The organism is Mesorhizobium qingshengii (assembly GCF_027563465.1).
Classification (GTDB): domain Bacteria; phylum Pseudomonadota; class Alphaproteobacteria; order Rhizobiales; family Rhizobiaceae; genus Mesorhizobium; species Mesorhizobium qingshengii_A.
Genome location: NZ_JAPFQA010000017.1, coordinates 99237 through 122263, shown reverse-complemented (window position 1 = coordinate 122263; position 23027 = coordinate 99237). Strand labels below are relative to the sequence as shown.

Here is a 23027-nt window from a genome sequence, read left to right as displayed (position 1 = left end):
AGCAAGGCGCAACGAACGGAAACAGAACGAAAGTCAGACCCTATGAATGGCATTCAAGAGCTCGTCGGTTCGATTCCGATTGGCTCCACCAAACAGTCCCTGGCAAACTTGGCCGTCAGGCCCTTGCATCGACGGCTAACCCCGCGCGCATTCCAATAGAGCGGCTCTGCGTTTCCGTGAAACGATGATCCGCGCTAGACCACCGTTTCTCCGCCGTCGACCACCAGAATCTGGCCCGTCATGTACGAGGACCGGTCGGATACGAGAAACAGCACGGACTCGGCGATTTCCTCGACGCTTGCCCAGCGGCCGAGCGGTACTCTTTCGCGGATGTAGGCTTCGATGGCATCCCGGCCCCCCATCTGGGCGATGAAAGGGCCATTGAAGGGCGTGTCGACCCAGCCGGGGCACAGCGCGTTGACGCGAATGCCGAAGCGGCCATAGTCGCCCGCCATCTGCCTGGTCATCGCGATTACCGCATGCTTGGTCGTCGTATAGGCGATCATCTCGCGGTCGTAGAGCACGCCGGAACTCGACGAGGTGTTGAGAATGACCCCGCGGCCTGCCTTCTTCATGAACGGCATGACGATGCGGGCGCCGAGGAAGTGAGCCCGCACGTTGAGCGTCCAGGACGCGTCGAAGCCCTTGACGCTCACACCGAGCACGTCACCCTCGACCTGCACGCCGGCATGATTGTGGAGGATGTCGATCCCGCCCTGCGCGTCGATGAAATCGCGGAAACCGGCCTCAAGCGCCTGATCGTCGGTCAGGTCGAACACAAGCGCTTTCGCGCGGCCGCCGGCAGCAAGTATCTGTTCGACCGTCGCGTTCGCGCCGTCGGCGCTGCGATCCGCCACGCCGACCACCGCACCCTCGCGCGCGATGATCAGCGCCGCCGCCCTGCCGATGCCCGATCCCGCCCCGGTCACGATCGCGGTCCTGTCCTTGAGGATCATCCCTCTCCACCCTTTCTCCCGGCCTCGTAATCCTGCATCATCCGGCGCGCGAGCCTCGCCGGCTCCGTTGCGCGCCGATCAATCTCTGGGGAAAAAGACAGGCATGTACGACTTCGGTCCCTTCAAGTTCGAGTCGAAGCAGGATTTTTTCGACAAGGCAATCCGTTTCTGGAACCCCGACAAGACCAGGTTCTGGCAGGAGGCCGGGATCGACCTGGTGATCGGCAGGCGGGAGGGTTATTTCCTTTACGACATGTCGGGACGCCGCCTGATCGACCTGCACCTGAACGGCGGCACCTACAATCTCGGTCACCGCAATCCGGAGCTGGTCGAGACGCTGAAGAGCGCGCTCGACTATTTCGACATCGGCAATCACTGGTTCCCTTCCGTGGCGCGCACGGCGCTGGCCGAATCCCTCGTCAATGTCTCGCCGGGAATGAAATATGCCGTCTTCGCGCCGGGCGGCGCGGAGGCGGTGGACATCGCCATCAAGAGCGCCCGCTATGCCACCAAGCGGCGCAAGATCGTGTCGATCATCAAGGGGTATCACGGGCATTCGGGGCTCGCGGTGGCGACCGGCGACGATCGCTTCACCAAGATCTTTCTCTCCGACCAGCCGGAGACGTTCATCCAGGTTCCCTTCAACGATATCGATGCCATGGAGCAGGCGCTCAAGGGCGAAGACGTCGCGGCGCTGATCATGGAGACGATCCCCGCCACCTACGGCTTCCCGATGCCGAAGGACGGCTATCTCAACGCCTGCAAGGCGCTGTGCGAAAAGCATGGCGCGATGTACATCGCCGACGAGGTCCAGACCGGCCTGATGCGGACCGGCAGCATGTGGGGCTGGCAGGCTTATGGCGTCCAGCCGGACATCATGGTGACGGCAAAGGGCCTGTCCGGCGGGCTTTATCCGATCAGCGCCGCGCTGGTGAACGACAAGGCCGGCGGCTGGCTCAACGAGGACGGGGCGGCGCACATCTCGACCACGGGCGGGGCCGAGCTCGGCTGTGTCGTCGCCCACAAGGTCATCGAGATGCTGCAGCGGCCTGACCTGGTTGCCAATGTCGGCACCGTGACCGAGTTCATGGCGCAGGCCATGCGCGAGATGCTGGCTCGCCACGGCGATATCTTCACCGGGGTGCGCCAGAAAGGCGTGATCCTGGGTCTCGAATTCAGCAACCACAGGGAAGGCGCCGTCTTCGCGTCACGTGCACTCTACGAGCAGGGCGTCTGGGCGATTTTCTCGTCGCTCGACAAAAGGGTGCTGCAATGGAAGCCCGGCGTGCTTCTGGATCGCGAAACCTGCCGGGACATCATGGATCGTTTCGATGCGGCGATGCCGCGCGCGCGGGAGCTCATGCACCAGGCAGGCAAGGCGAGTTGACATGGCTCAAAGCTGGTTGAAACTGCCAGATGTCCAGTTCGCGCCGGCGGCTGGGCTTGCGGGGATCGTGCAGGTTCTGGCAGGGGGCAAGGGCGCAATGATCGGGCAGGACAGACAGTGACGGATTTCGACGCGCTCACCCACGACCAGCAACTCGGCGTCCTGCGGGAGACGGCAGAGGCGGCCACCGCCAACTACGATCTGCCGGCGGACGTTTCCGTCGAGATGATCAACCTGTCGGAGAACGCGACCTACAGGATTGCGGCTCCCGACGGCCGGCGCTGGGCACTGCGCATCCATCGCGACGGCTACCATACAAGGACGGCCATCCAATCCGAACTGGCCTGGCTGACCGATCTGCGCCAGACCGGGATCGTCTCCACACCCGTGCCGGTCGCGGGCAAGGACGGCGAGCAGATCCAGCGGGTCGGCCATGCCAGATTGGCGCGACCCCGCCACGTCGTGTTGTCGCAATGGGAGAGCGGTTCGGAACCGGGCATAGGCGAGGCGCTTGGCGAACCTTTCGAGGTGCTGGGCGAGGTCACGGCCCGCATGCACGTCCACGCCCGGCAGTGGCGGCGCCCATCCTGGTTCAGCCGCCACGTGTGGGATTTCGAAACAAGCCTCGGCGAGGAGAACCCTCATTGGGGACGCTGGCGCGACGGCATGGGCGTCGACGCCGCGAAGGCCAAGCTCTTTGGCCGCACCGCGGACCTGATCGGCCGCAGGCTGGCTGCCTTCGGCAAGGGCCATGACCGTTTCGGCCTCATTCATTGCGACCTGCGGCTGGCCAATCTTTTGATCGACGGCAAGACAGTGAAGGTCATCGACTTCGACGACTGCGGCTTCGGCTGGTATATGTACGACGCGGCGACGCCCATCTCCTTCTACGAGCACGAGCCGCAGGCCGCCGATCTCATCCGTTCATGGACGGCCGGCTATCGCCGGGTGCTTGACCTGCCCAAGGCAGACGAGGACGAGATCCCGACCTTCGTGATGCTGCGCCGCCTGCTCCTGGTCGCGTGGATCGGCTCGCACGCGGAGACGGACCTCGCCAAGTCGATGGGCCTTCCCTACACCGAGGGAACCGTCGGGTTGTGCGAGGCCTATCTGAGCATGTTTTCCTGACAGCAATTCCAAGAAGACGATTTTCCGGGAAAAGCGCGTAGCGCTTTCCCTTGGGAATTGCCTCAAGACAGGGGGATAGAGCGGTTCGTGAACCGCTCTATCCCAGTGCCTCCAGGCTCTCCGGCAGGATCTGGCCGCCGTCGACGATGATTGTCTGCCCGGTCACGTAGCCTGCTTCCTTCGACGCAAAGTAAAGCGCGGCGTGGCCGATGTCTTCCACGGTCCCGAGCCGCTTGAGCGGGATCGAGGCGGCCATGGTCTTCTGGTAGGCCTCGCCCAGGCCGACAAGGCCCTCGGTGATGATGTTGCCCGGCATGACGGCGTTGACGGTGATGCCGTATTTCGCCAGCTCGATGCAGGCCGTGCGCATGAAGCCGAGCTGCCCCGCCTTGGTGGCGCCGTAGTGCGACCAGCCGGGGAAACCGGTGATCGGGCCGGTGATCGACGACGTCAGCACGATGCGGCCCTGGCCGGACGTCTTGAGATAGGGAACCGCCGCCTTGACCGCGTGGAAGGTGCCCTTGAGGTTGGTGTCGACGACCTCGTCCCATTGTTCCGAGCTCATGTCCTCGAGCCGCGCCTGCGGGAAAATACCGGCATTGGCGCATAACACGTCGATGCCCCCGTTTCTCGCGGCTGCCGCCGCGAACGCGGCCTCGACGCTGGCAAGCGAAGTGACGTCACCAGCCACGCCGAAGGTGCCGTGGCCGATTTCGGCGGCCGCGGCTTCGGCCTGGTCGATGTGGCGCGCGATGATGACGACCTTGGCGCCCGAGAGTGCGAACACCCGCGCTATGCCCTTGCCGATGCCTTTCGATCCGCCGGTGACGACGACGGACCGATCCTTCAAAGACTGGGTCATGACTTGAAGCTCCAAAATGAGACGGGGACAGAGTGATCCTCCGTCCCCGTTGCCGCAAGAAATCCAGGGCGATGGATGCCCTAGCCTTCGTTCACCATGTGACCGATGTTCTGGTACGCCTTGGGATTGGCGGACTTCAGCACGAAGCCCCAGATCAGGCCGACGATAAGGATCGCAAGCCCGACATAGGGGATGCTCCTGGCGAAACCATTGGTGCCGCCGAGCGTCGCGAGATTGGCCACCAGCGTGTAGACGAGGATCAGCTGGACAATCAGCGAGATCAGCGGCGCGATGACCGTCGTCAGCATGTTGCCGCCGCCGTTCTTCTTGAACCACATGTAGATCGCCAGCGAGACAACGGCCTGCAGCACCAGCAACAGTCCCGTGCCAAGCACCGCAAACAGCGTATAGACGCCAAGCCAGGCCTGTCCCGACGGATCGTCGAAGCCGTAGGCCAGACCGTAGAGCAGGACCCAGACCGCCGCCAGCACCGACTGCAGCGCCGAGGCCTTGTGGGGGCTCTTGTGGTGGTCATGCGTCTCCGCGATCGCCTGTGGCAGGACGCCTTCGCGTGCCAGCGAGTACAAATAGCGGGAAGCGGTGTTGTGGAAGGCCATGCCGCAGGCGAAGGAGCTGGTCAGGATGAGAAGCGACATCAGCTGGTAGCCCCAGCCGCCGACAAAAGTCTGGATGGGCGTCAGGAAGAAATTCACCCCGTCGGAGAATGCCTTGGCCACCATGTCGGCCTCGGTAGGATAGGCCGCCACCGCGCACCAGCTGACGAAGGTGTAGAACAGGCCAAGGCCAATCACCGAAATCAACAGCGACTGCGGAATGATGCGCTTCGGATCGCGGGATTCCTCCGCATAGTTCGGCGCCATCTCGAAGCCGACCCACGACCAGAAAGCCATGAAGATGCCGACGGCCGCGGCACCCGCGGGTATGGCCACGGTTCCGACTGTCTGCTCGGCGACAGGCGTGAACACCTTGAACACATTCAGCGAGTCACCGGAAAAATTCGTCCCGCCATGGGCGAAGAGCACACCCAGCGAGAAGATCACCAGCATGATCACTTCAAGAATGAGGGCTATTCCGAGCAGCCGCGCCGACAGCTTCACGTCGCGGTAGGCAAGTGCGGCAATGACCACGATCATGGCGAGCGCCAGGACGATCCAGGGTACGTTGATGCCGAAATGCTGGGAAATCCACAGATTGCCGAAAAATGCGAACAACCCGGTGAGCGAGGCCTCGAACAGCGAGTAGCAGGCGAGCGAGCCTATGCCCGCCGACATGCCGACCTCACGGCCGAGCCCCTGGCTGATGAAGGAGTAGAAGCCGCCGACGGACGAGACGCGCGATGCCATCGCGGCATAGCCGACCGAGAAGATGGTCAGTACGATCGTCGCCATCAGGAAGGCGGCCGGCGTGTATTTGCCGATGCCGTAGCCGGCCGCGAACGGGACATTGCCCAGCATCGCCGACATTGGCGCCGCGCCGGTGACGGCCAGGAAGAGCACTCCCGCGAGCCCCACGGCCTTCGAGTGCAAAAGGTTGATGCTGTTACTCTTCGAGACGTCGATCGTCCCGCGTGCAGTTTCGATGGCCATGAAGCCTCTCCATTGTGACAGCTGTATGCAGTTCCCCGCACTTGGCGGCCGATGTGTCCCGGCCTGCGAGTGCCGCCATGACACTACGGACGCAGCGTCACTTTGCCAAGGCCATGATTTTGCAAAGCTCACCGCTCGACATCACGTGGCAGTAGATCATGTTGATGATTTCGAGCTCCTTGCGATGAAGCTCCTCGGTTGCCGCCGCGCAGCAATCCTCGAGCACGATGACGGCATAGCTCTCATCCGCCAGGCTGCGCACCGTCGAAGACACGCATTGGTCCGTGAAGATGCCGCAGCAGATGACATTCCTGATGCCGAGATTGTGGAGGATCAGGCGCAGGTTCGTCCCTGTCAGCGCTGAATCGGTGGTCTTGGTCACCACGATTTCGTCGCCGGCCGGCTGAAGTTCGGCAACGAGCTGCGACGGCGCGTCGTTCTTCGGCAGCAGCAAATTGTTCCAGCCCGGCATTTTCTGGGAGAGCGAGCGGTCGCGCCCGTCCTGGGTGTGGCAGGCGATGCGGGCGAAAAGGCATTCGATGCCATTTTGCCGTGCCAGCGCCAACAATCTTGCCGTGTTCGGTACGACCGTGCCGTGCATGCGCTCGTGGAACGGCGTCCACAGGTCGTAGCGGTGCTGTTCCTGCGGCGAAAGCGACGCGCGATCCGGCCGCTCCAGGTAGGTGTTCTGAACATCGATGACCAGGATGGCGGTTTGCGCCGGCACCAGCACCGGATCATCCGGCTCGGGCGCGCCGAGGTAGTAGAGCGAACGGAATCCGGTTTTCCAGCTCATGCGGTCCTTTCAGAAGCGGAACGTGAAAAGGCCGCGCGCCGCATAGGTCTCGGCGGCTTCTTCGATGAAACGGGCGATGCGCTCGGCCTGGTAGGTGTCGCGCATCGTGGCGGCGGCCTCGAGCAATTCTTCCTTGGACTTGGCGCGGCCGGGGCGCAGCAGTTCGTAGACCTGCATGATGAAGTCCTGCGGCACCTCGACCAACTCCGCCCCGCGCTCGAAGTTGAGGGCCAGTGTCGGCCGTCCGACATCGCGCGCGACGTCAGCCTGGGCCTGCAGCGCTTGCGGCGTGATGCGAAGGTCCTCCATCGTCACCTCGCCGGCAAGCACCGCATCCAGCGTTATCTCCGGAAGCGCCTTGCCATGCTTGCCGGTGACGGCGCCGGGCTGGGTTTCGGCGAGCGGATAGTCGGCGCGCGTCCGGGTCACGATTTCACCCCCGTCAGGGTGACATCGACCTCTTCGGGAGCCGCACCAGCCTCGGTCAGTCCGGTTTCGATGGCGTAGATCAGGGCGACGCGGGCATGGTAGCGGGACCCCATGGCCTCGCCTCGCTGCGGCACGACGATAGGCTCCGGCATTTCGCCAAGCGCATAGGCCGCCGCATTGGCGCCGAGCGCGCGATAGTGCTCGAGCCTGGTGATCGGCGCATTGGAAAACAGTTCCAGATTGTTGTGCGGCTGGCGGTCACGCTGATGGATGACGGCCGTGCCCTTGGCCTGGATGCCGATGCCGATGCCGCTGCCGGCAAGCCGCGCGGCGGACAGGCCGAGGAAGGACGTATCGGCCGTATGGCGGAAGCGAACGACACGCGCCTTGAGCCCGCGCGCGCGAATTGCATCGAGCATCGCGCCAAGCACTTCGGAAAGCCTGTGTCCGGCCGTCGTCCGGTAAAGCTTCAACCCGAAGGCCGGGCTGATGCCGATGACCACGTCGTCGTTTGTCGACCCGCTGGCCGCAGGCCCAAGGTTGCGATAGCGGATGTGCCTTGCCTCGTCCTTCTCGTGCAGGGCTTCCGAGCGCAGCACCTCCTTCTGATCCAGCACGTCACGGATGTCGTTGAGCTGCAGGCGCCGTTCTTCGGACACGCGATAGCCGGAGCCGGGGCCGAGATAGTCGTTGGGATCGTTCACCGCGCTGACGATCCGCCCGTTGCGGATCATGGCCGAGGTCTGGAGATAGTCGCCGGAAAGGCGCAGCTTCACCACGTTCAGGAGGTTCTCGGCCTCTTCCCGGAAACCGCGGTTGGCCAACGCCTTGACCACGTCGATCACGGTGATGCCGCGCTCCTTGATGGCCTCGCTGATGAAGGACACGTCGCGCGGCATCAGGCTGCGCGTATCGTCGGAGCCGGAGGCGTAGACCACACTGGTCTTCATGTCCTCGGTCGGCGTCGACAGGCCGAGCTCCTCGAACACGGCGGCGATCGCCTCCACCGCCCGCTCGCGCAATTCGATCGCGCGCGACTCGGGCAGCGGCGTCAGCCCGCCATCGGCCTCGAAATCCCGCTGCAGCACCAGATAGTCTTCCAGCTCCTCGCCGTTGATCAGCGACGGGTTGAACGAATTGTCGTATTTCAGGATCGATCCCATCCCGGAGCAGATCAGGTCCGAGCCGGCAATCAGGTAGGGAAGGATCTTGGCGCCGACGCGTATTTCCGATTCGGTGGAGCGCGCGTCATTGCCCGATGCGCATTCGAGATCGAGCCAGACGGCGATGAGGTTCTCGGCCATCAGTTCGCGGACGCCGCCGGGAATCGTGGCGGTCAACGGCGCTCCGTCGATGCCGCCATTTTGCGTGCCCTGGACCCCCATGCCACGCTGCAGGCAGAGGCAGCGCGCCTCCAGGTAGAGCAGCGATTTCGCTTCATGGAAGCCCATCAGCAACTCGGAGCCGGCACCGGACGTGCAGCGCATCTTGACGCCGCGCGAGGCATAGGCGGCGGCGAGGAATGCCTTGGACCATGGCGTGTCGTCCCCATCGGTGAACGATTTCTCGGTGCCGTACACGGAAACGGTCTCGGCGTAGGACGTAAAGCCGGCCATGGCGATGCGCAGCTCTTCGGCTTCCTCGCTGGAGCACTGGAACAGCGTTCCCCAGCGGCCGACCGCGCCGCCCACCGCGCACGCCACCGCGTTGGACCAGGCGTTGCGCGACACGCGCATCGTCGTTTCGATCTCGTCGAAGCCAAAGGCGACGGCGGTCGCGGCATCGGCGGCGAGCTGGAGCGGGTCGTCCTTGGCGTTGGTGACGTGCGCCTGGTTGCCCGGCGTCTTGCGTGCCCGCATCTTCGAGTAGGCGAAGGCGATCTCCAGCGCGTTGAGCTGCGACACCACCTCGGCGAGTTTCGCCGGTGTCATGCCATGCGCGAGCCGCACCAGCTTTTCGCGCGGCACGTTCATGTCGACCAGCCAGCGCGCGACCGTCGCCGAGTCCAGCGCCATTGCTTCAGGCGCCACGTCCGAATCGATGTGATGGCGGGCAATGAAGCGGTCGATCATGTCGTAGTCGTGTTCGAGCACCCCATCGAGGGACACGACCCGCCCGCCCGTGATGCCGATGCCTGGTTTGGGATCGGCCGGGCTGGAGAAGGCGGAGAAGCCGTTGGCGGGGTCTTCCGCCGCAAACTTGTCCAGGCGCAACGGCCGCTCATCCCAGTCGGCGAAGCGCTTCCAGCGGTTCAGTTTCGGCGTCATGCGTGCGATCCTCGACCCGGCCGAAAGACTAGTGAATGCCCACTCTTCACACAATGGCCTGGATAGACGGTCGCCAAACGATATGCGGCTCGTTCATATCCCCTTCTAGAACGAAGCCGCTATTGTGTCGGGGCGGCGCTCGCCAGTTTCTGTGGTCCCGGCCAGAAACGTTCGGACCAGAGCAAATCCCTCGAAACTGAGCCGAGAACCAGGGATGTTGCCGGTCCGCAACGAAATAGCAGGCTGTGGCTCGGTCCGCGCGTCGCGACCTTGCTGGCCACGCGAGGTTGGTGTTTAGCTGGGACGGGGCAGGGGTGCACAACCGTGGTGAAGCAATCGGATCGGCTGCGGCGGAATTCTCGTCGGGGCGTGAACGCCTGAGATGAGGACGAATGCCGAGCTTTCGTCAAGGCACCGCCTCGTTCTGGCAGTGGCGCGGCTGCTGATCACGATCCGCCATCCGGTTCTCGTCATCCGGTTTTTCAAGCGGCTTGGCTACATGCCCAATCCCGCCGCGCCGGAACGCTACAACGAACGCATGCTGTGGCGAAAAGTGATCGACCACAATCCGCTGTTCGTCACGCTGTCGGACAAGCTCGCCGCCAAGGATTACATCCGCCGCGTCTGCCCGGAACTGCCGGTGCCCGAGACCTTGTGGCGCGGTCGTGACCCTGACGACATCCCGTCCTCGCTGTTGGCCGGCGAAGTGATGGTCAAGGCCAACCATGGCTGCGACATGAACGTCCTTGTTTCCGGCGGCGAGCCGGATCGCGCCACGATCCTGCGCAAGATGAAGCGCTGGCTGGGCAAGCGGCACGGGCGCCGCTTCGGCGAATGGGCCTACCGGCCGATCGTGCCGGAGGCGTTTGTCGAGGAGGCGCTGCCTTTAAGTGGCGGCAAGATCGCCACCGAAATCAAGGTTCAGGTCTGCAGCGGCGTTGTCTGCCATGTTCGGGCCGAGGACAAGAAAGCGCTGAAGTCGCGCCTGTTCGATGCGAATGGCAATCCCTTGCCGGGGCGCGATATCGACTATCCGCGGGAGGATCAGGCGCTGCCGGTCACGCCACGCCTCGTCGAATTCATTCGCCAGGCAGCCATCATCGCCCCGCGCATCGCCGGCGATCTCGACTATATCAGGGTCGATTTTCTGGTCACCGACGAGCGGCTGTTTGCCGGCGAAATCACCGTCTATTCGGCGGGCGGCTATGCCAAGTGGAGCAACCCGGCGCTCATGGCGGACATCGAGCGGCTGTGGCGCCTCGATCATTCGGATTACTTGCGGCGGCGCCACACCGGGCTCGCCCGGCTCTACGCCGACGCGCTTCTGGCAAAGTTCACAAGAGAAGGCGATCCGGCGCCGGTTCATCCAGTCGAAAAACTACCCCTGCAAAGCCTGCCGGGCTGAGGCTTGTTGAGATTCAGCGTGAGTTTATGACGGCGGCTGTGAGATTGATGAAGGCAGCGAAGCTCTGATCAGTTTTGTCGGCGCGCATGGCGATACGCTTGAATTCCTTGAGTTTGGCGAAGAAGTTCTCGATTAGGTGGCGCCATTCAGGGGGAATGCTGAATCTCGTCAAGCCTTGGAATGTAAACCAGAAAGCACTTAAGCCGGGCATCACTGACGTCGCCGATCGGCAGGGCGTTCCGGCATCTCGACGAGCGCCGCGTTCGGCGCGCTTGTCGCCCGAGCAACGCCTGGCAGCCAATCAGTTTCGATCGGGCGGAGAGAATTTCCAATTGTGTCGCCGGATTTAGAATAAACTAACTCTACAGAATTTATAGAATAAGCAATCTGCACGGGCGATCTGGTTTTCCCCTCGACAGGACCACGCCATGCCTACTTTTGTTCGCCCGCCCTCAATCCCGTCAGGCATAGCCAGCCACCGCCACAAGACGACGGGAGACAGGCCATGAGCCGCGACATTCCGGACCGCATCAAGGTTCTCTGGTTTCTGCCGACGCATGGCGACAGCCGCTATCTCGGCACCGCCGAGGGCGGCAGATCGGTCGATCTGCCCTACCTGACGCAAGTGGCGAAGGCCGCTGACACGCTCGGCTACTATGGCGCGCTGTTGCCGACCGGCCGGTCGTGCGAGGATTCCTGGGTGATCGCATCGGCGCTGGCGCCGCTGACCGAGCGGCTGCGCTTCCTTGTCGCCGTCCGGCCGGGCCTGCAGTCGCCGACGCTCGCTGCGCGCATGACGGCGACGCTCGACCGCATCTCCAACGGGCGCCTGCTGATCAATGTGGTGACCGGCGGCGACCCGCTCGAGAACAAGGGCGACGGCATCTTCCAGTCGCATGCCGAGCGCTATGAGGTGACGCAGGAATTCCTGCGGATCTACAAGCGCTTGCTGCGTGGCGAGACGGTCGAGCACGAAGGCAGGCATTTCCATATCGAAGACGGCCGGCTGCTGTTTCCGCCGGTGCAGACGCCATACCCGCCGCTCTATTTCGGTGGCTCGTCCGAAGCCGGATCCGTGGTGGCGGCGCAAGAGATAGACAAATACCTGACCTGGGGCGAGCCTCCCGCCGATGTCGAGCGCAAGCTGGACGGCGTGCGTGCGCTGGCCGAGAAGGCCGGCCGCAAGCTCTCCTTCGGCATTCGCCTGCATGTCATTGCGCGCGAAACGACCGAGGAGGCCTGGGCCGCGGCGGACAGCCTGATCAGCCGGCTCGACGATGCGACCATCGCCTCGGCGCAGAAGGTCTTTGCCCGCATGGATTCGGTCGGCCAGGCGCGGATGAGCGCGCTGCATGGCGGCAACCGCGCCAAGCTCGAGATCGCGCCCAATCTGTGGGCCGGGGTCGGCCTGGTGCGCGGCGGCGCCGGGACGGCGCTTGTCGGTGACCCCGACACGATCGCCGAGCGCATCGATGAATATCGGCGCCTCGGCATCGACACCTTCATCCTGTCGGGCTACCCGCACCTGGAAGAAGCCTACCGCTTCGGTGAGCTGGTGCTGCCGAAACTGCCGACCGATCATCCGGTGAAGGCCGCCGGCTCGTCCGTCAACACCGGCCCGTTCGGCGAGACCATCGCCGGCGACCATCGGCCGAAGTCGCTCGCCAGCGCCTCATGAACGCGCTTCCTCCGGCCCGCCGGTTGCGCGTCGCCATAATCGGCGGCGGCTTTTCCGGCGCGGCGGTGGCCTGGCACCTGGCGTGGACACATCGGCCGGCGCACCTCTCGATTTCCGTGATAGAGCCGCGACCGGTGCTTGGCGGCGGGCTTGCCTATTCCACCGAGGAGCCGGCGCACCGGGTCAATGTTCCGGCGATCAGGATGAGCATGGCTCCCGATGATCCGCAGCACTTTGCGCGCTGGTTGGCTGGCAGTGGGGAACTCGAGCGCGACGCCGACGCCATCTGGAAGAGTGGCGACGCCTATCCGCGGCGGCGCGTGTTCGGCCGCTACGTCGCCGAGCACCTGGTGCCCTATCTCGACTCGGGCGTGATCCGTCACGTCGAAGGCCGCGCCACGCGCGTGATGCATGACCCCAAAGGCGTGGGGTGGACCGTGCACACCTCCGCTGGGCCGGTTGCCGCCGACGCGGTCATCCTGGCGGCGACGCATCCACTGCCCGAAATTCCAGCCGCGCTGACCTCGCTGGCGGAAGCGCCGGGCTTCATCGCCGACCCGTATGCTTCGGGCGCGCTTGCCGCGATCGGGCCGGATGCTTCGGTGCTGATCGTCGGTTCCGGGCTGACCTCGGCCGACATGGTCGCCGAACTTGATCGCCGCGGCCATCGCGGCCGCATCCTGGCGCTGTCTCGTCGCGGCCTTCGCTCGCGCGGCCACCCGGACGTGAGGGGCGAGCCTTTTGGCGACTTTGCCTCGGCGCCGGCCGCAACCGCCCTTGGCCTGCTTGAGAATATCCGCGCGACGCTGGCGGCGGCGCGTGCCGCCAATGTCAACTGGCAGTCCGTGTTCGACCAGCTGCGCCTGCAGGGACCGGTGCTGTGGGCCGCGCTTGCTCCGCGGGAGCGGGCAAGGCTGGTCCGCCGGCTGCGCGTGTTCTGGGACGTGCATCGCTTCAGGATCGCACCGCAGGTCGCGGCCGTGCTCGATCGCCGGGCCGCCACCGGCACATTCGACAACATCGCGGCCAGGCTTGTCGCATCGAACCATGAGGACGACAGCCTGGCGGTGAGCTTTCAGCAGCGCGGGCAGACGCGGATCGAGACGGCACGCTTCGATGCCGTCATCAACACCACGGGTCCGGCTCATGGCCAGGCGCTTCAGCTCAATCCGGCATTGAGCTCACTGGCCGAAGCCGGGCTGATCAGAGCCGACCAGTACGGTCTGGGCATCGAGACAGGCCTCGACAGCCGCGCCGTTCGCAGGGATGGCAGGGCGGCCGCCACACTCTTTGTCGCCGGCCCGCTGGCGCGAGGGACTTTCGGCGAACTCATGGGCCTGCCGGAGGTCGCCCGCCATGCCCAGGCGGTTGCAGCCGAAGTTGCAAAGCTGCTCGACACGCCGCCGTCACCCGAAGCCGTCGGCGCCAAGGCGGCGCGCGCACCGGTCGAGAGCTGAAAACCGCGAGCCGGCACGGCTCGTCAAAATTGGTATTTCCGTCCTGCAAAGGCCCCAAAAACGGAAAATCCTTCTTTGTATATATATTCTATAAACATAATAAATATTGGCGAAATCCGGCCACGGTCGGATCGACCAACGAGACGGCCTGAATGGGAGAAAGTTCATGGCGCACGCAGGAACCGACACGATCAAATTCGCCTACTGGGTGCCGAACGTTTCGGGCGGCCTGGTGATCTCCAACATCGAGCAGCGCACCAACCATTCGGCTCAGTACAACCGAAAGCTGGCGCAGATCGCCGAGAAGGCCGGCTTCGATTATGCGCTCAGCCAGATCCGCTTCACCGCCGGTTACGGCGCCGACGAACAGCATGAATCGGTGGCATTCAGCCATGATCTGCTGGCCGCGACCACCACGCTCAAGGTCATCGCGGCGATCCTGCCCGGACCGTGGAACCCGGCGCTGGCGGCAAAGCAGATCGCCACCATCAGCTACCTGACCAACGGCCGTGTCGCGGTCAATATCGTTTCCGGTTGGTTCCGTGGCGAATTCCACGCCATCGGCGAACACTGGCTCGACCATGACGAGCGCTACCGCCGCTCGGAGGAATTCATCCGTGCGCTGCGCGGAATATGGACGCAGGACAGCTTCACCTTCCGTGGCGATTTCTACCGCTTCAACGACTATTCGCTGAAGCCGAAACCGCCGCAGCCTTTGCCCGAAATCTTCCAGGGCGGTTCGTCACGCGCCGCGCGTGACATGGCATCGCGGGTCTCGGACTGGTACTTCACCAATGGCAATACGCCGGCCGAGATCGCCAGACAGGTGGACGACATCCAGGCCAAGGCGAAGGCCAGCAACCATTCCGTCAAGGTCGGCGTCAATGCCTTCGCCATCGTCCGCGAGACCGAGGACGAGGCAAAGGCGGTGCTTGCCGAGATCATCGCCAAGGCCAATCCCGAGGCGGTCAACGCCTTTGGCCACGAGGTCAAGAATGCCGGCAAGGCTTCGCCGGAAGGCGAGGGCAACTGGGCGAAATCGTCCTTCGACGATCTGGTCCAGTACAATGACGGCTTCCGCTCGAACCTGATCGGCACGCCCCGGCAAGTCGCCGAGCGCATCGTCGATCTGAAGCGCGCCGGCGCCGATCTCATCCTGCTCGGCTTCCTGCATTTCCAGGAAGAGGTCGAGTATTTCGGCAAGCATGTCGTCCCGCTCGTTCGCGAACTGGAAGCCGCCGAGGCGGCGGCGTCGCTGGCGGCAGAGTAGTCACCCGCAGGCTGGCCGGACAGGCTCCGGCCAGCACACGAATGAAGGTCCCTGGCACGCCCGATCCATCGGGCGGCAATGGGGGTTTGCGCGCCTGCGGAAGCAATCGAGGATGATTGGAATGCCGTTGCCCAGTTATACGCTCGGAGTGATCGAGGCTTCCGCCTATGCGCCCGAAGTCTTTGCGCGCGGCCTGCCGTCGAGCCTGTGGTCGGAGCAGCAGTCCGAAGGCCGCGTCGAGCCGACAGGATCTGTTGCCGCTGTCGCCTCTCCGCTGCTTTCGCTTCAGGGCATCGGCCTGTCGTTTGGCGGTGTCGTCGCGCTGGCCGACGTGGACCTGTCGGTTCGCCCCGGCGAGATCCGTGCGATCATCGGCCCGAATGGCGCCGGCAAGAGCTCGCTGATCAATGTCATCAGCGGCGTCTACCGTCCGGACCGGGGCCATGTCCTGCTCGATGGCGTCAGTTATGCCCAGGTGCCGACGCAGCGGCTGGCGCATCTCGGCGTCGCCAGGACCTTCCAGAACCTTGCTCTGTTCAAGGGCCTCAGCGTCCTCGACAATGTCGCGTCCGGCCTCGCTTACAAGGTCCGCTCCAACTTTGCCGGCCAGGTGCTTGGCATCGGCCGGTCGCGCGGCGAGCAGCGCGACTCTCTGAGCCGCGCCGACCAGGTCCTCGAATTCCTCGACCTGACCGCGGTCCGCGATCGCCTTGCCGGCACGCTGCCCTACGGGCTGCAGAAGCGGGTTGAGCTTGCCCGCGCGCTGGTTGCGCAGCCGCGGCTGCTTTTGCTGGACGAGCCGATGGCCGGCATGACCGCAAGCGAAAAGAGCGAGATGGCGGTCTTCGTCCGCGCGGCGCGCGACCGCTTCGCCACCACCGTCGTGCTGATCGAGCATGATGTCGGCGTTGTCATGGGTCTGTCCGACCGCATTGCCGTTCTCGACTACGGCCGCAAGATCGCCGACGCCACGCCCGACGAAGTCAGGAACGATCAGCGCGTCATCGATGCCTATCTCGGAGTCGCCTCCGACAACGAAGACGGGGCAGGCATATGATCGCCGACTTCGACTACCAGTTCTTCCTCGAAGTGCTGACAGGTGGCCTGCTTTCGGGCGTCATGTATTCGCTGGTCGCGATTGGGTTCGTGCTGATTTACAAGACCTCGGGCGTGCTCAATTTCGCGCAGGGCGCGATGCTTTTGTTCGCCGCACTCACCTTCGTCAGCCTTGTCGAGCGCGGGGTTCCGTTCGCGCTGGCGCTGGTGGTCACCTTCGCCATCATGGTGGCGATGGGCGTCGCCATCGAGCGCACGGTGCTCAGGCCGCTCACCAACAAGCCGCCGATCACCCTGTTCATGGCGACGCTCGGCCTCTCCTACATCATCGAGGGCGCCGCCCAGCTGATCTGGGGCACGCAGGTCCACGGTCTCGACCTCGGCATCGAGGACGTGCCGCTGGAAATCGGCGGCGTGCTGATCAGCCAGTTCGACATCTTCGCGGCTGTGGTCGCAGCCGCCATGGTTCTCCTGCTGTCGCTGTTCTTCCGCTACACCCGCATCGGCCTCTCCTTCCGCGCCGTCGCCGACGACCAGTTCGCCGCCCTTGCGGTCGGCCTCAGGCTGCCGCTGATCTGGGCGACCGTGTGGGCGGCGGCCGGTCTCGTCGCTCTGGTGGCGGGGCTGCTCTGGGGCGCTCGCCTCGGGGTGCAGTTCTCGCTGTCCCTGGTGGTGCTCAAGGCGTTGCCGGTGCTGGTGCTCGGCGGCTTCGATTCCATCCTCGGCGCGATCGTCGGCGGGCTCTTGATCGGCGCCAGCGAGAAGCTCGCCGAGGTCTACATCGGCGACTATTTCGGTGGCGGTATCGAGAGCTGGTTCGCCTATGTCGTCGCGCTCGTCTTCCTGCTGATCCGTCCGTCCGGCCTCTTCGGCCAGAAGCTCGTGGAAAGGATCTGAGCCATGACCGCGATATCAAGCGATTTCCCGTCCGCGCCGGCGCTGCCGAAATGGATCGCGCCTGTGCTCTTGCTCGCCTTCGCCTACGGGGTCGTGCCGCTGATCGGCTCGAGCTACCTGTTCGAGGCTATCCTGCTGCCGTTCCTGGCACTCAGCCTCGCTGGTGTCGGGCTCAACATCCTCACCGGTTATGCCGGCCAGGTCTCGCTGGGCAGTGCCGCGTTCATGGCGGCGGGCGCCTTCGCCGCCTATAATTTCAACCTGCGGGTCGAGGGACTGCCGCTTATCGGCAGCATTGTCCTGGCCGGTCTCGCCGCGGCCGCGATCGGCATCGTCTTCGGCCTGCCGAGCCTGCGGCTACGGGGTTTCTACCTGGCGGTGTCCACGCTGGCTGCGCAGTTCTTCGTGCAGTGGGCACTCACCAAGTTCAGCTGGTTCTCCAATGACTCCGCTTCCGGCGTCATCGATGCGCCGAGGCTTTCGATAGCCGGCTTCGCGCTCGATGGCGCAATCGGCCGCTATCTCTTTGCTTTGACCATCGTCGCCATCCTGACCTTCCTCGCCCACCGGCTGGTTTCGTCGCAGACCGGGCGCAACTTTATCGCCATCCGTGACAATGAAACCGCCGCCCGTATCATCGGCATACCAGTGCTGAAGACCAAACTGCTGGCCTTTGCCATCTCGTCCTTCATCATCGGCGTCGCCGGCGTCATCTGGGCCTTCGCCTATCTCCGGACCGTCGAACCGGCTGGCTTCGATCTCGATCGGTCATTCCAGATCCTGTTCATCATCATCATCGGCGGCCTTGCCTCGATGCGCGGCGCCTTTTTCGGCGCCGCCCTCATCGTCGTCTTTCCGCTCGCCCTGTCTCGCCTCGGCGGCTTTCTGCTCGGCGATCTCTTCGACTCGGGCGTCCTCGACATGAGCCAGCGCATCGTGCTGGGCGCGCTCATCATCCTGTTTCTGATCCTGGAACCCGACGGGCTGGTGGCCCTGTGGGACAGGGTCCGAAGACGGCTCCTGTTCGCCTGGCAGTCGACATGAGCTCCATGCATTCGAAAATGAACCAGAGGCCGAACCCAAGACGGCCCTTACCGGGAGTACCTCGACAATGACCTTCCTGAGCACAGTCAAGGCGGCGGCGCTGTCCGCGGCGATGATCGTGTCGGTGGCCTTGCCCGCCGCCCACGCCGATGAACAGTATTTCCCGCTGCAAAGCTATCGCGTCGGGCCCTACGCGGCCGGCGGCACCGGTTTCTTCGGCGGCTTCATCGACTATCTCAACCTCATCAACATCCGCGACGGCGGCGTCAACGGTGTCAAGCTGACCTGGGACGAATGCGAGACCCAGTACGAGGTCGAGCGCGGCGTCGAATGCTACGAGCGGCAGAAGAGCCATGCCGGTGCCGCCGCCTGGAACCCGCTCTCGGTCGGCATCGCCTATGCCATGATCGACCGCATCACCGCCGACAAGGTGCCGCTGATAACGGTCAACCATGGCCGCACCGATTCCACCGACGGACGCGTCTTCCCCTACGTCTTCCCGCTGCTGCTCAACCCCTACAGCGAGACGTCCGGAATCGTGAACTACATCGCCTCCAAGGAAGGCGGCATCGACAAGCTGAAAGGCAAGAAAATCGTCGTGCTCTATCACGGCTCTCCCTACGGCAAGGAGACCATCCCGATCTATGAGCTGCTGGCGCAGAAATACGGCTTCACCGTGCAGCAGATCGAAGTGCCGCATCCCGGCAACGAGCAGCAGTCGCAATGGCTGACCATCCGCCGCGCCAAGCCGGACTTCGTCGTCCTGCGCGGCTGGGGCGTGATGAACCCGGTGGCACTGAAGACCGCGGTCAAGGTCGGTTATCCCGTCGATCATATCGTCGGCAATGTCTGGTCGAATTCGGAAGAGGATGTGATCCCGGCCGGCGACGCCGCCAAGGGCTACACCGCCATCACCACCCAGGCTTCCGGCAACAGCTACCCGGTGGTGCAGGAGATCGTGAAGACGGTCTACGGCGCCGGCAAGGGCAATCTGGAAGACAAGTCGCGCATTGGCTCGGTCTACCACAATCTCGGCATCGTCAACGGCATCCTCAATGTCGAGGCGATCCGCGTCGCGCAGGAAAAGTTCGGCCATCGCACGCTGACCGGCGACGAGGTCCGCTGGGGCTTCGAACACCTCAAGCTCGATCCGGCCAAGGTCGAGGCGCTCGGCGCCAAGGACCTGTTCCACTCGATCAATGTCAGCTGGGACAATCACGAGGGTGAAGGCTACGTGACCTTCCAGCAGTGGGACGGCAAGAAGTGGAACGTCGTCTCCGACTGGATCGCACCCGACTGGGCGCTGTTGCGGCCGATCATCGAGAAGTCCGCCGAGGCCTACGCCGCCGAGAAGGGCATCAAGCTGCGCACCGCCGACGATGCCAACGCCGTGACCACCAACTGATCAGCCAATGCCGGGCGCCACGGAGAGCTCTCCGTCGCGCCCGGCCCTTTACGGTTCCTCGAACCGCGGAAGAAGAGCCCATGCCGAACGATGACGTCATCCTTGCGGTGGACGCGATCCATGCCACATACAACCACGCCATCACGGCGTTGCACGGCGTCAGTTTCGAGATCAGGCGCGGCGAAATCCTGGCGCTGCTCGGTGCCAACGGCGCCGGCAAGACCACCACGCTTAAGGCCGTCTCCAACCTGTTGCCGGCCGAGCGCGGCCAGGTCAATGCCGGCACCATCCGCTATGAAGGCGCGGATGTCACCCGCCGCAAGCCCGGCGACCTCGTGCGCGCCGGCCTGGTTCCGGTGCTGGAAGGCCGCCACTGCTTCAAGAGCCTTACTGTCGAGGAAAACCTGGTCGCCGGCGGCATCGGCCGCAGCGGCAGCCGTGCCGAGATCAACCAGGATCTCGAGCGGATCTACGGCTATTTCCCTCGCCTCAAGGAGAAGCGCCGGACATTGTCCGGGCTTACCTCCGGCGGCGAACAGCAGATGACCGCGATTGGCCGCGCGCTGATGTCTCGGCCGCGTCTGCTGGTCCTCGACGAACCGTCGATGGGGCTCGCCCCGCTCATCGTCCAAGACATCTTCCGGACGCTCAGAAAACTCAACCGCGAGACCGGCCTGTCGATCCTGGTCGCGGAGCAGAACTCGGCTGTGGCCCTCGGATATGCCGACCACGCCACGGTGCTCGAAAACGGCGTCTCCGTCCTCTCTGGCGCCGCCGCCGACCTTCGCCAGCGCGAGGATGTCCGGGCCTTCTATCTCGGGCAACAGGCATCGCCTGCCGTCAAGCCCGCTCATCTCCATGCCGTAGCCTGAAACAAATCCGAAGGAGCAGTGATATGACAGTCTCGACCGTCAAGACAGACCAGGCTTCCGCCGCCGTACCGCCAGTCGCGCGGCCAACCGCACCGGCCCACATCATCAAGGATGACGCCGAGGCGATTGCGGTCGCCCACCGGCTCGCCGCCGAATTCGTCAAGGACTCTTCCAAACGCGACCGCGAGCGGATCTGGCCGGTTGCCGAACTGGACGCGTTTTCGCAGAGCGGCCTGTGGTCGATCAACGTGCCCAAGGCATTCGGTGGCCCCGAACTGTCCTACGCGACGCTGGCCAAGGTGATCGAGATCATCTCGGCGGCGGATTCCTCGATCGGCCAGGTTGCGCAGAACCATCTTGGCGTCGTCGCCGCCATCCGCACCGTGTCCGACAAGGATCAGCAGAAGCTGCTGTTCGCCGAAGTGCTGAAAGGCACGCGGTTCGGCAACGCCTTTTCCGAGTTCGGCTCCAAGCGCGCCGCCGATTTCGAGACCCGCTTCACCGATGCCGGCGATCATGTGGTCGTCAACGGCCGCAAATTCTATTCGTCCGGTGCCCTGCTCGCCCATCTGGTGCCGATCGTGGCGCTCGATGACGAGGGCCGCGCCTGGTATGCGATCGCCGATCGTGGCGCCCCCGGCCTGACGGTCATCGACGATTGGTCGAGCTTCGGCCAGCGCACGACGCTGTCCGGCACCGTCATCATCGACAACGTCAAGGTGCCGAAGACGCACCTGGTGCCCGGCTACAAGGGCTACGACAAGCCGACCGCTGACGGCGCCATCTTCCAGATCATCCAGGTGGCGGTGGACACCGGCATCGCCCAGGCGGCGATCGACGAGACGGTCAGTTTCGTCAGGACCAGGAGCCGCGCCTGGATCGACAGCGGCGTCGACAATGCCTGGGACGATCCCTACACCATCCAGGCCATCGGCGACCTGACGCTGCGGCTGCACGCGGCGCAGGCGCTGCTCGAAAAGGCTGGCCTTGCAATCGACCGGGCAGTGATCGAGCCGACTACCGAGACGGTGGCGCACGCGCAGATCGTCACCGCCGAAGCGAAGATCCTGTCGACCGAAATCGCCATCGCCGCCACCAACAAGCTCTTCGAACTGGCGGGAACCCGCTCGACGCTGGCCGAGCACAATCTCGACCGGCATTGGCGCAACGCCCGCACCCACACGCTGCACGATCCGGTGCGCTGGAAATATTCGATCCTGGGCAAGTATTTCCTCAACGGCGAGAACCCGCCCCTGCACGCCTGGAGCTGATTTCCCACCGGTGGGCGAACGGCCCGCCACGGTAAAATTCCGACCATCCAAGAGGCCCACTGCCATGTCAAATCCAACCGTCGTCGGCTTTTCCGGCAACATCACCCGGCCGTCAAAGACGCGCGCTTTCGTCGATCTGGTCACCAGGGACATCGCCGTCCGGCACGGCCTGTCGGCGAGCACCTATGACATAGAGGATGTCGGTCCATCACTCGGCACGGCACGATGGGCCCGCGATCTCGACGGCCAGGCTCAACCGATCCTGGCTCAAATCCTGGCCGCCGACGTGCTCGTCGTGGGATCGCCGACCTACAAGGGCAGCTATACCGGCCTGTTCAAGCATTTCTTAGACCTGATCGACCCGGCCGCGTTGCGGGGAAAGCCCATCCTGTTGACGGCGACCGGCGGCGGCGAGCGTCATGCCCTGATCGTCGAGCACCAGTTGCGGCCGCTGTTCGGCTTCTTCGAAGCCTTCACGCTACCCACGGCTGTCTACGCCACCGACAAGGATTTCACCGACGGCGTGCTGCGCTCCGAGGCGATCCTGAAGCGGGCGGCGCAGGCGGTGGATGAGGTCGGCTTCGTGCTGGCCAACCGCTCCGCAGGCAGGATCGCCGCCGAATAGCCTGCCGCGACACGGATCGTGCCAGGGTCGAAATCCCGCATCGCGGCAACTTCGCTTACGCGCAATTTACGACCGGCGGTTACATCTGTTCCTGTCTGATTCGTCCGGGACAGGAACACCATGAGCAAAGCCCTCACGTCCTTCGCACTCGTCGCGGTGCTGACCGCTCTGCTCATGGCGTTGAGCCTGGCGGTGGCCAGGCACGGCTATCCCTACGGCGCGATCGGCGTCAGGCGTCTCGACGGCATCGCCGATGCCGGGACGTTCATTCCGCTGGCTGCCATCTATTTCTTCAGCGCGCTGTTGATGATGATCCTGCCGATCAGGGCGGCCAGCATTGTCCTCACCCATGCCGCGGACGCCCTGTTCTGGACGGCGATCGTGCTGCTTGCCACCATCGTCGGCGGTCTTCTCGCCCGATGGGCCTTTGGTCAGGGCGGCGCCCTGTGGGCGTTGCTGAACTGGCGATTCCTGTTTGCCGCTGCGGTGATCGGCTGCCACTTCGTCATGAACGAACTGCGCCGCAACGTGTTGCTGCGCAGCCTGTTCTTCGTGGTGTTCGCCGCCGCGACGCTGGCCTGCCTGTTCTGGTCGTTCACGCTCTGAGCGAGATCA

Annotated in this window: 20 protein-coding genes and 1 pseudogene; 14 read left to right on the top strand and 7 right to left on the bottom strand. The window is 64.2% G+C overall.

Annotated features, from left to right (window positions below; genetic code table 11):
• Positions 1 to 194: 194 nt before the first annotated feature.
• A complete protein-coding gene (locus tag OOJ09_RS26740; RefSeq protein ID WP_269908069.1) occupies positions 195 to 956 on the bottom strand; it encodes an SDR family NAD(P)-dependent oxidoreductase in 762 nt (253 codons plus the stop codon).
• Between the two features lie 103 nt (positions 957 to 1059).
• Here OOJ09_RS26740 and OOJ09_RS26735 point away from each other — a divergent pair, with 103 nt between their 5' ends.
• Together OOJ09_RS26735 and OOJ09_RS26730 are read left to right on the top strand one after the other, a co-directional pair.
• Positions 1060 to 2343, top strand: a complete 1284-nt coding sequence (locus tag OOJ09_RS26735) for an aspartate aminotransferase family protein (RefSeq protein ID WP_269908068.1) — start codon at positions 1060 to 1062, stop codon at positions 2341 to 2343.
• A gap of 117 nt (positions 2344 to 2460) precedes the next feature.
• Entirely contained in the window at positions 2461 to 3471 is a 1011-nt protein-coding gene (locus OOJ09_RS26730; RefSeq protein ID WP_269908067.1) for a phosphotransferase enzyme family protein, read from the top strand.
• A gap of 97 nt (positions 3472 to 3568) precedes the next feature.
• Here the strand turns inward: OOJ09_RS26730 and fabG are convergent, their stop codons facing one another.
• The 5 genes from fabG to OOJ09_RS26705 form a co-directional block, all read right to left on the bottom strand.
• Positions 3569 to 4333 (bottom strand): 3-oxoacyl-ACP reductase FabG, encoded by a 765-nt coding sequence (gene fabG / locus OOJ09_RS26725; RefSeq protein ID WP_269908066.1) that lies wholly within the window; start codon positions 4331 to 4333, stop codon positions 3569 to 3571.
• Between the two features lie 80 nt (positions 4334 to 4413).
• Entirely contained in the window at positions 4414 to 5940 is a 1527-nt protein-coding gene (locus OOJ09_RS26720; RefSeq protein WP_269908065.1) for an APC family permease, read from the bottom strand.
• A gap of 97 nt (positions 5941 to 6037) precedes the next feature.
• The gene (locus OOJ09_RS26715; protein ID WP_269908064.1) at positions 6038 to 6736 is read right to left on the bottom strand and encodes a cysteine hydrolase family protein; all 699 of its coding nucleotides are present in this window, start codon (positions 6734 to 6736) and stop codon (positions 6038 to 6040) included.
• 9 nt (positions 6737 to 6745) lie between these two features.
• On the bottom strand, positions 6746 to 7165 hold the full coding sequence (locus OOJ09_RS26710; protein ID WP_269908063.1) for a diol dehydratase small subunit: 420 nt from the start codon (positions 7163 to 7165) through the stop codon (positions 6746 to 6748).
• Positions 7162 to 9432 carry a propanediol/glycerol family dehydratase large subunit gene (locus OOJ09_RS26705; protein ID WP_269908062.1) on the bottom strand — a complete coding sequence of 757 codons (2271 nt, stop codon included), beginning with the start codon at positions 9430 to 9432 and terminating at the stop codon, positions 7162 to 7164. Before OOJ09_RS26705 ends, OOJ09_RS26710 begins: the two co-directional genes overlap by 4 nt.
• A 382-nt stretch (positions 9433 to 9814) precedes the next feature.
• Between OOJ09_RS26705 and OOJ09_RS26700 the strand changes: the two genes are divergently transcribed.
• Positions 9815 to 10837 carry an ATP-grasp fold amidoligase family protein gene (locus tag OOJ09_RS26700; protein ID WP_269908061.1) on the top strand — a complete coding sequence of 341 codons (1023 nt, stop codon included), beginning with the start codon at positions 9815 to 9817 and terminating at the stop codon, positions 10835 to 10837.
• Between the two features lie 13 nt (positions 10838 to 10850).
• Here the strand turns inward: OOJ09_RS26700 and OOJ09_RS26695 are convergent.
• Positions 10851 to 10985, bottom strand: a pseudogene (locus OOJ09_RS26695) (transposase); the annotation flags it as partial.
• Positions 10986 to 11342: 357 nt separating this feature from the next.
• On the opposite strand from OOJ09_RS26695, the gene ssuD reads away from it, so the two are divergent.
• The 11 genes from ssuD to OOJ09_RS26640 all read left to right on the top strand — a co-directional run bounded on the left by ssuD (position 11343) and on the right by OOJ09_RS26640 (position 23018).
• Positions 11343 to 12515 (top strand): FMNH2-dependent alkanesulfonate monooxygenase, encoded by a 1173-nt coding sequence (ssuD, locus tag OOJ09_RS26690; protein ID WP_269908060.1) that lies wholly within the window; start codon positions 11343 to 11345, stop codon positions 12513 to 12515.
• The gene (locus OOJ09_RS26685; protein WP_269908059.1) at positions 12512 to 13972 is read left to right on the top strand and encodes an FAD/NAD(P)-binding protein; all 1461 of its coding nucleotides are present in this window, start codon (positions 12512 to 12514) and stop codon (positions 13970 to 13972) included. The genes ssuD and OOJ09_RS26685 overlap by 4 nt, the downstream gene beginning before the upstream one ends.
• A gap of 166 nt (positions 13973 to 14138) precedes the next feature.
• Complete coding sequence (gene sfnG / locus OOJ09_RS26680) at positions 14139 to 15242, top strand: dimethylsulfone monooxygenase SfnG (protein ID WP_269908058.1); 1104 nt, start codon at positions 14139 to 14141, stop codon at positions 15240 to 15242.
• Between the two features lie 121 nt (positions 15243 to 15363).
• Positions 15364 to 16299 (top strand): ABC transporter ATP-binding protein, encoded by a 936-nt coding sequence (locus OOJ09_RS26675; protein WP_269908057.1) that lies wholly within the window; start codon positions 15364 to 15366, stop codon positions 16297 to 16299.
• The gene (locus tag OOJ09_RS26670) at positions 16299 to 17195 is read left to right on the top strand and encodes a branched-chain amino acid ABC transporter permease (protein ID WP_269908072.1); all 897 of its coding nucleotides are present in this window, start codon (positions 16299 to 16301) and stop codon (positions 17193 to 17195) included. The genes OOJ09_RS26675 and OOJ09_RS26670 overlap by 1 nt, the downstream gene beginning before the upstream one ends.
• Positions 17196 to 17198: 3 nt before the next feature.
• Positions 17199 to 18239 carry a branched-chain amino acid ABC transporter permease gene (locus OOJ09_RS26665; protein ID WP_269908056.1) on the top strand — a complete coding sequence of 347 codons (1041 nt, stop codon included), beginning with the start codon at positions 17199 to 17201 and terminating at the stop codon, positions 18237 to 18239.
• A 67-nt stretch (positions 18240 to 18306) separates the two neighbouring features.
• Entirely contained in the window at positions 18307 to 19644 is a 1338-nt protein-coding gene (locus OOJ09_RS26660) for an ABC transporter substrate-binding protein (RefSeq protein ID WP_269908055.1), read from the top strand.
• An 80-nt stretch (positions 19645 to 19724) separates the two neighbouring features.
• Entirely contained in the window at positions 19725 to 20516 is a 792-nt protein-coding gene (locus OOJ09_RS26655; RefSeq protein WP_269908054.1) for an ABC transporter ATP-binding protein, read from the top strand.
• A 23-nt stretch (positions 20517 to 20539) separates the two neighbouring features.
• Entirely contained in the window at positions 20540 to 21787 is a 1248-nt protein-coding gene (locus OOJ09_RS26650) for an SfnB family sulfur acquisition oxidoreductase (RefSeq protein ID WP_269908053.1), read from the top strand.
• Positions 21788 to 21851: 64 nt separating this feature from the next.
• A complete protein-coding gene (msuE, locus tag OOJ09_RS26645; RefSeq protein WP_269908052.1) occupies positions 21852 to 22412 on the top strand; it encodes an FMN reductase in 561 nt (186 codons plus the stop codon).
• A 120-nt stretch (positions 22413 to 22532) separates the two neighbouring features.
• Positions 22533 to 23018, top strand: coding sequence for a hypothetical protein (locus tag OOJ09_RS26640; RefSeq protein ID WP_269908051.1), 486 nt, complete (start codon positions 22533 to 22535; stop codon positions 23016 to 23018).
• The last annotated feature ends 9 nt before the right edge of the window (positions 23019 to 23027 follow it).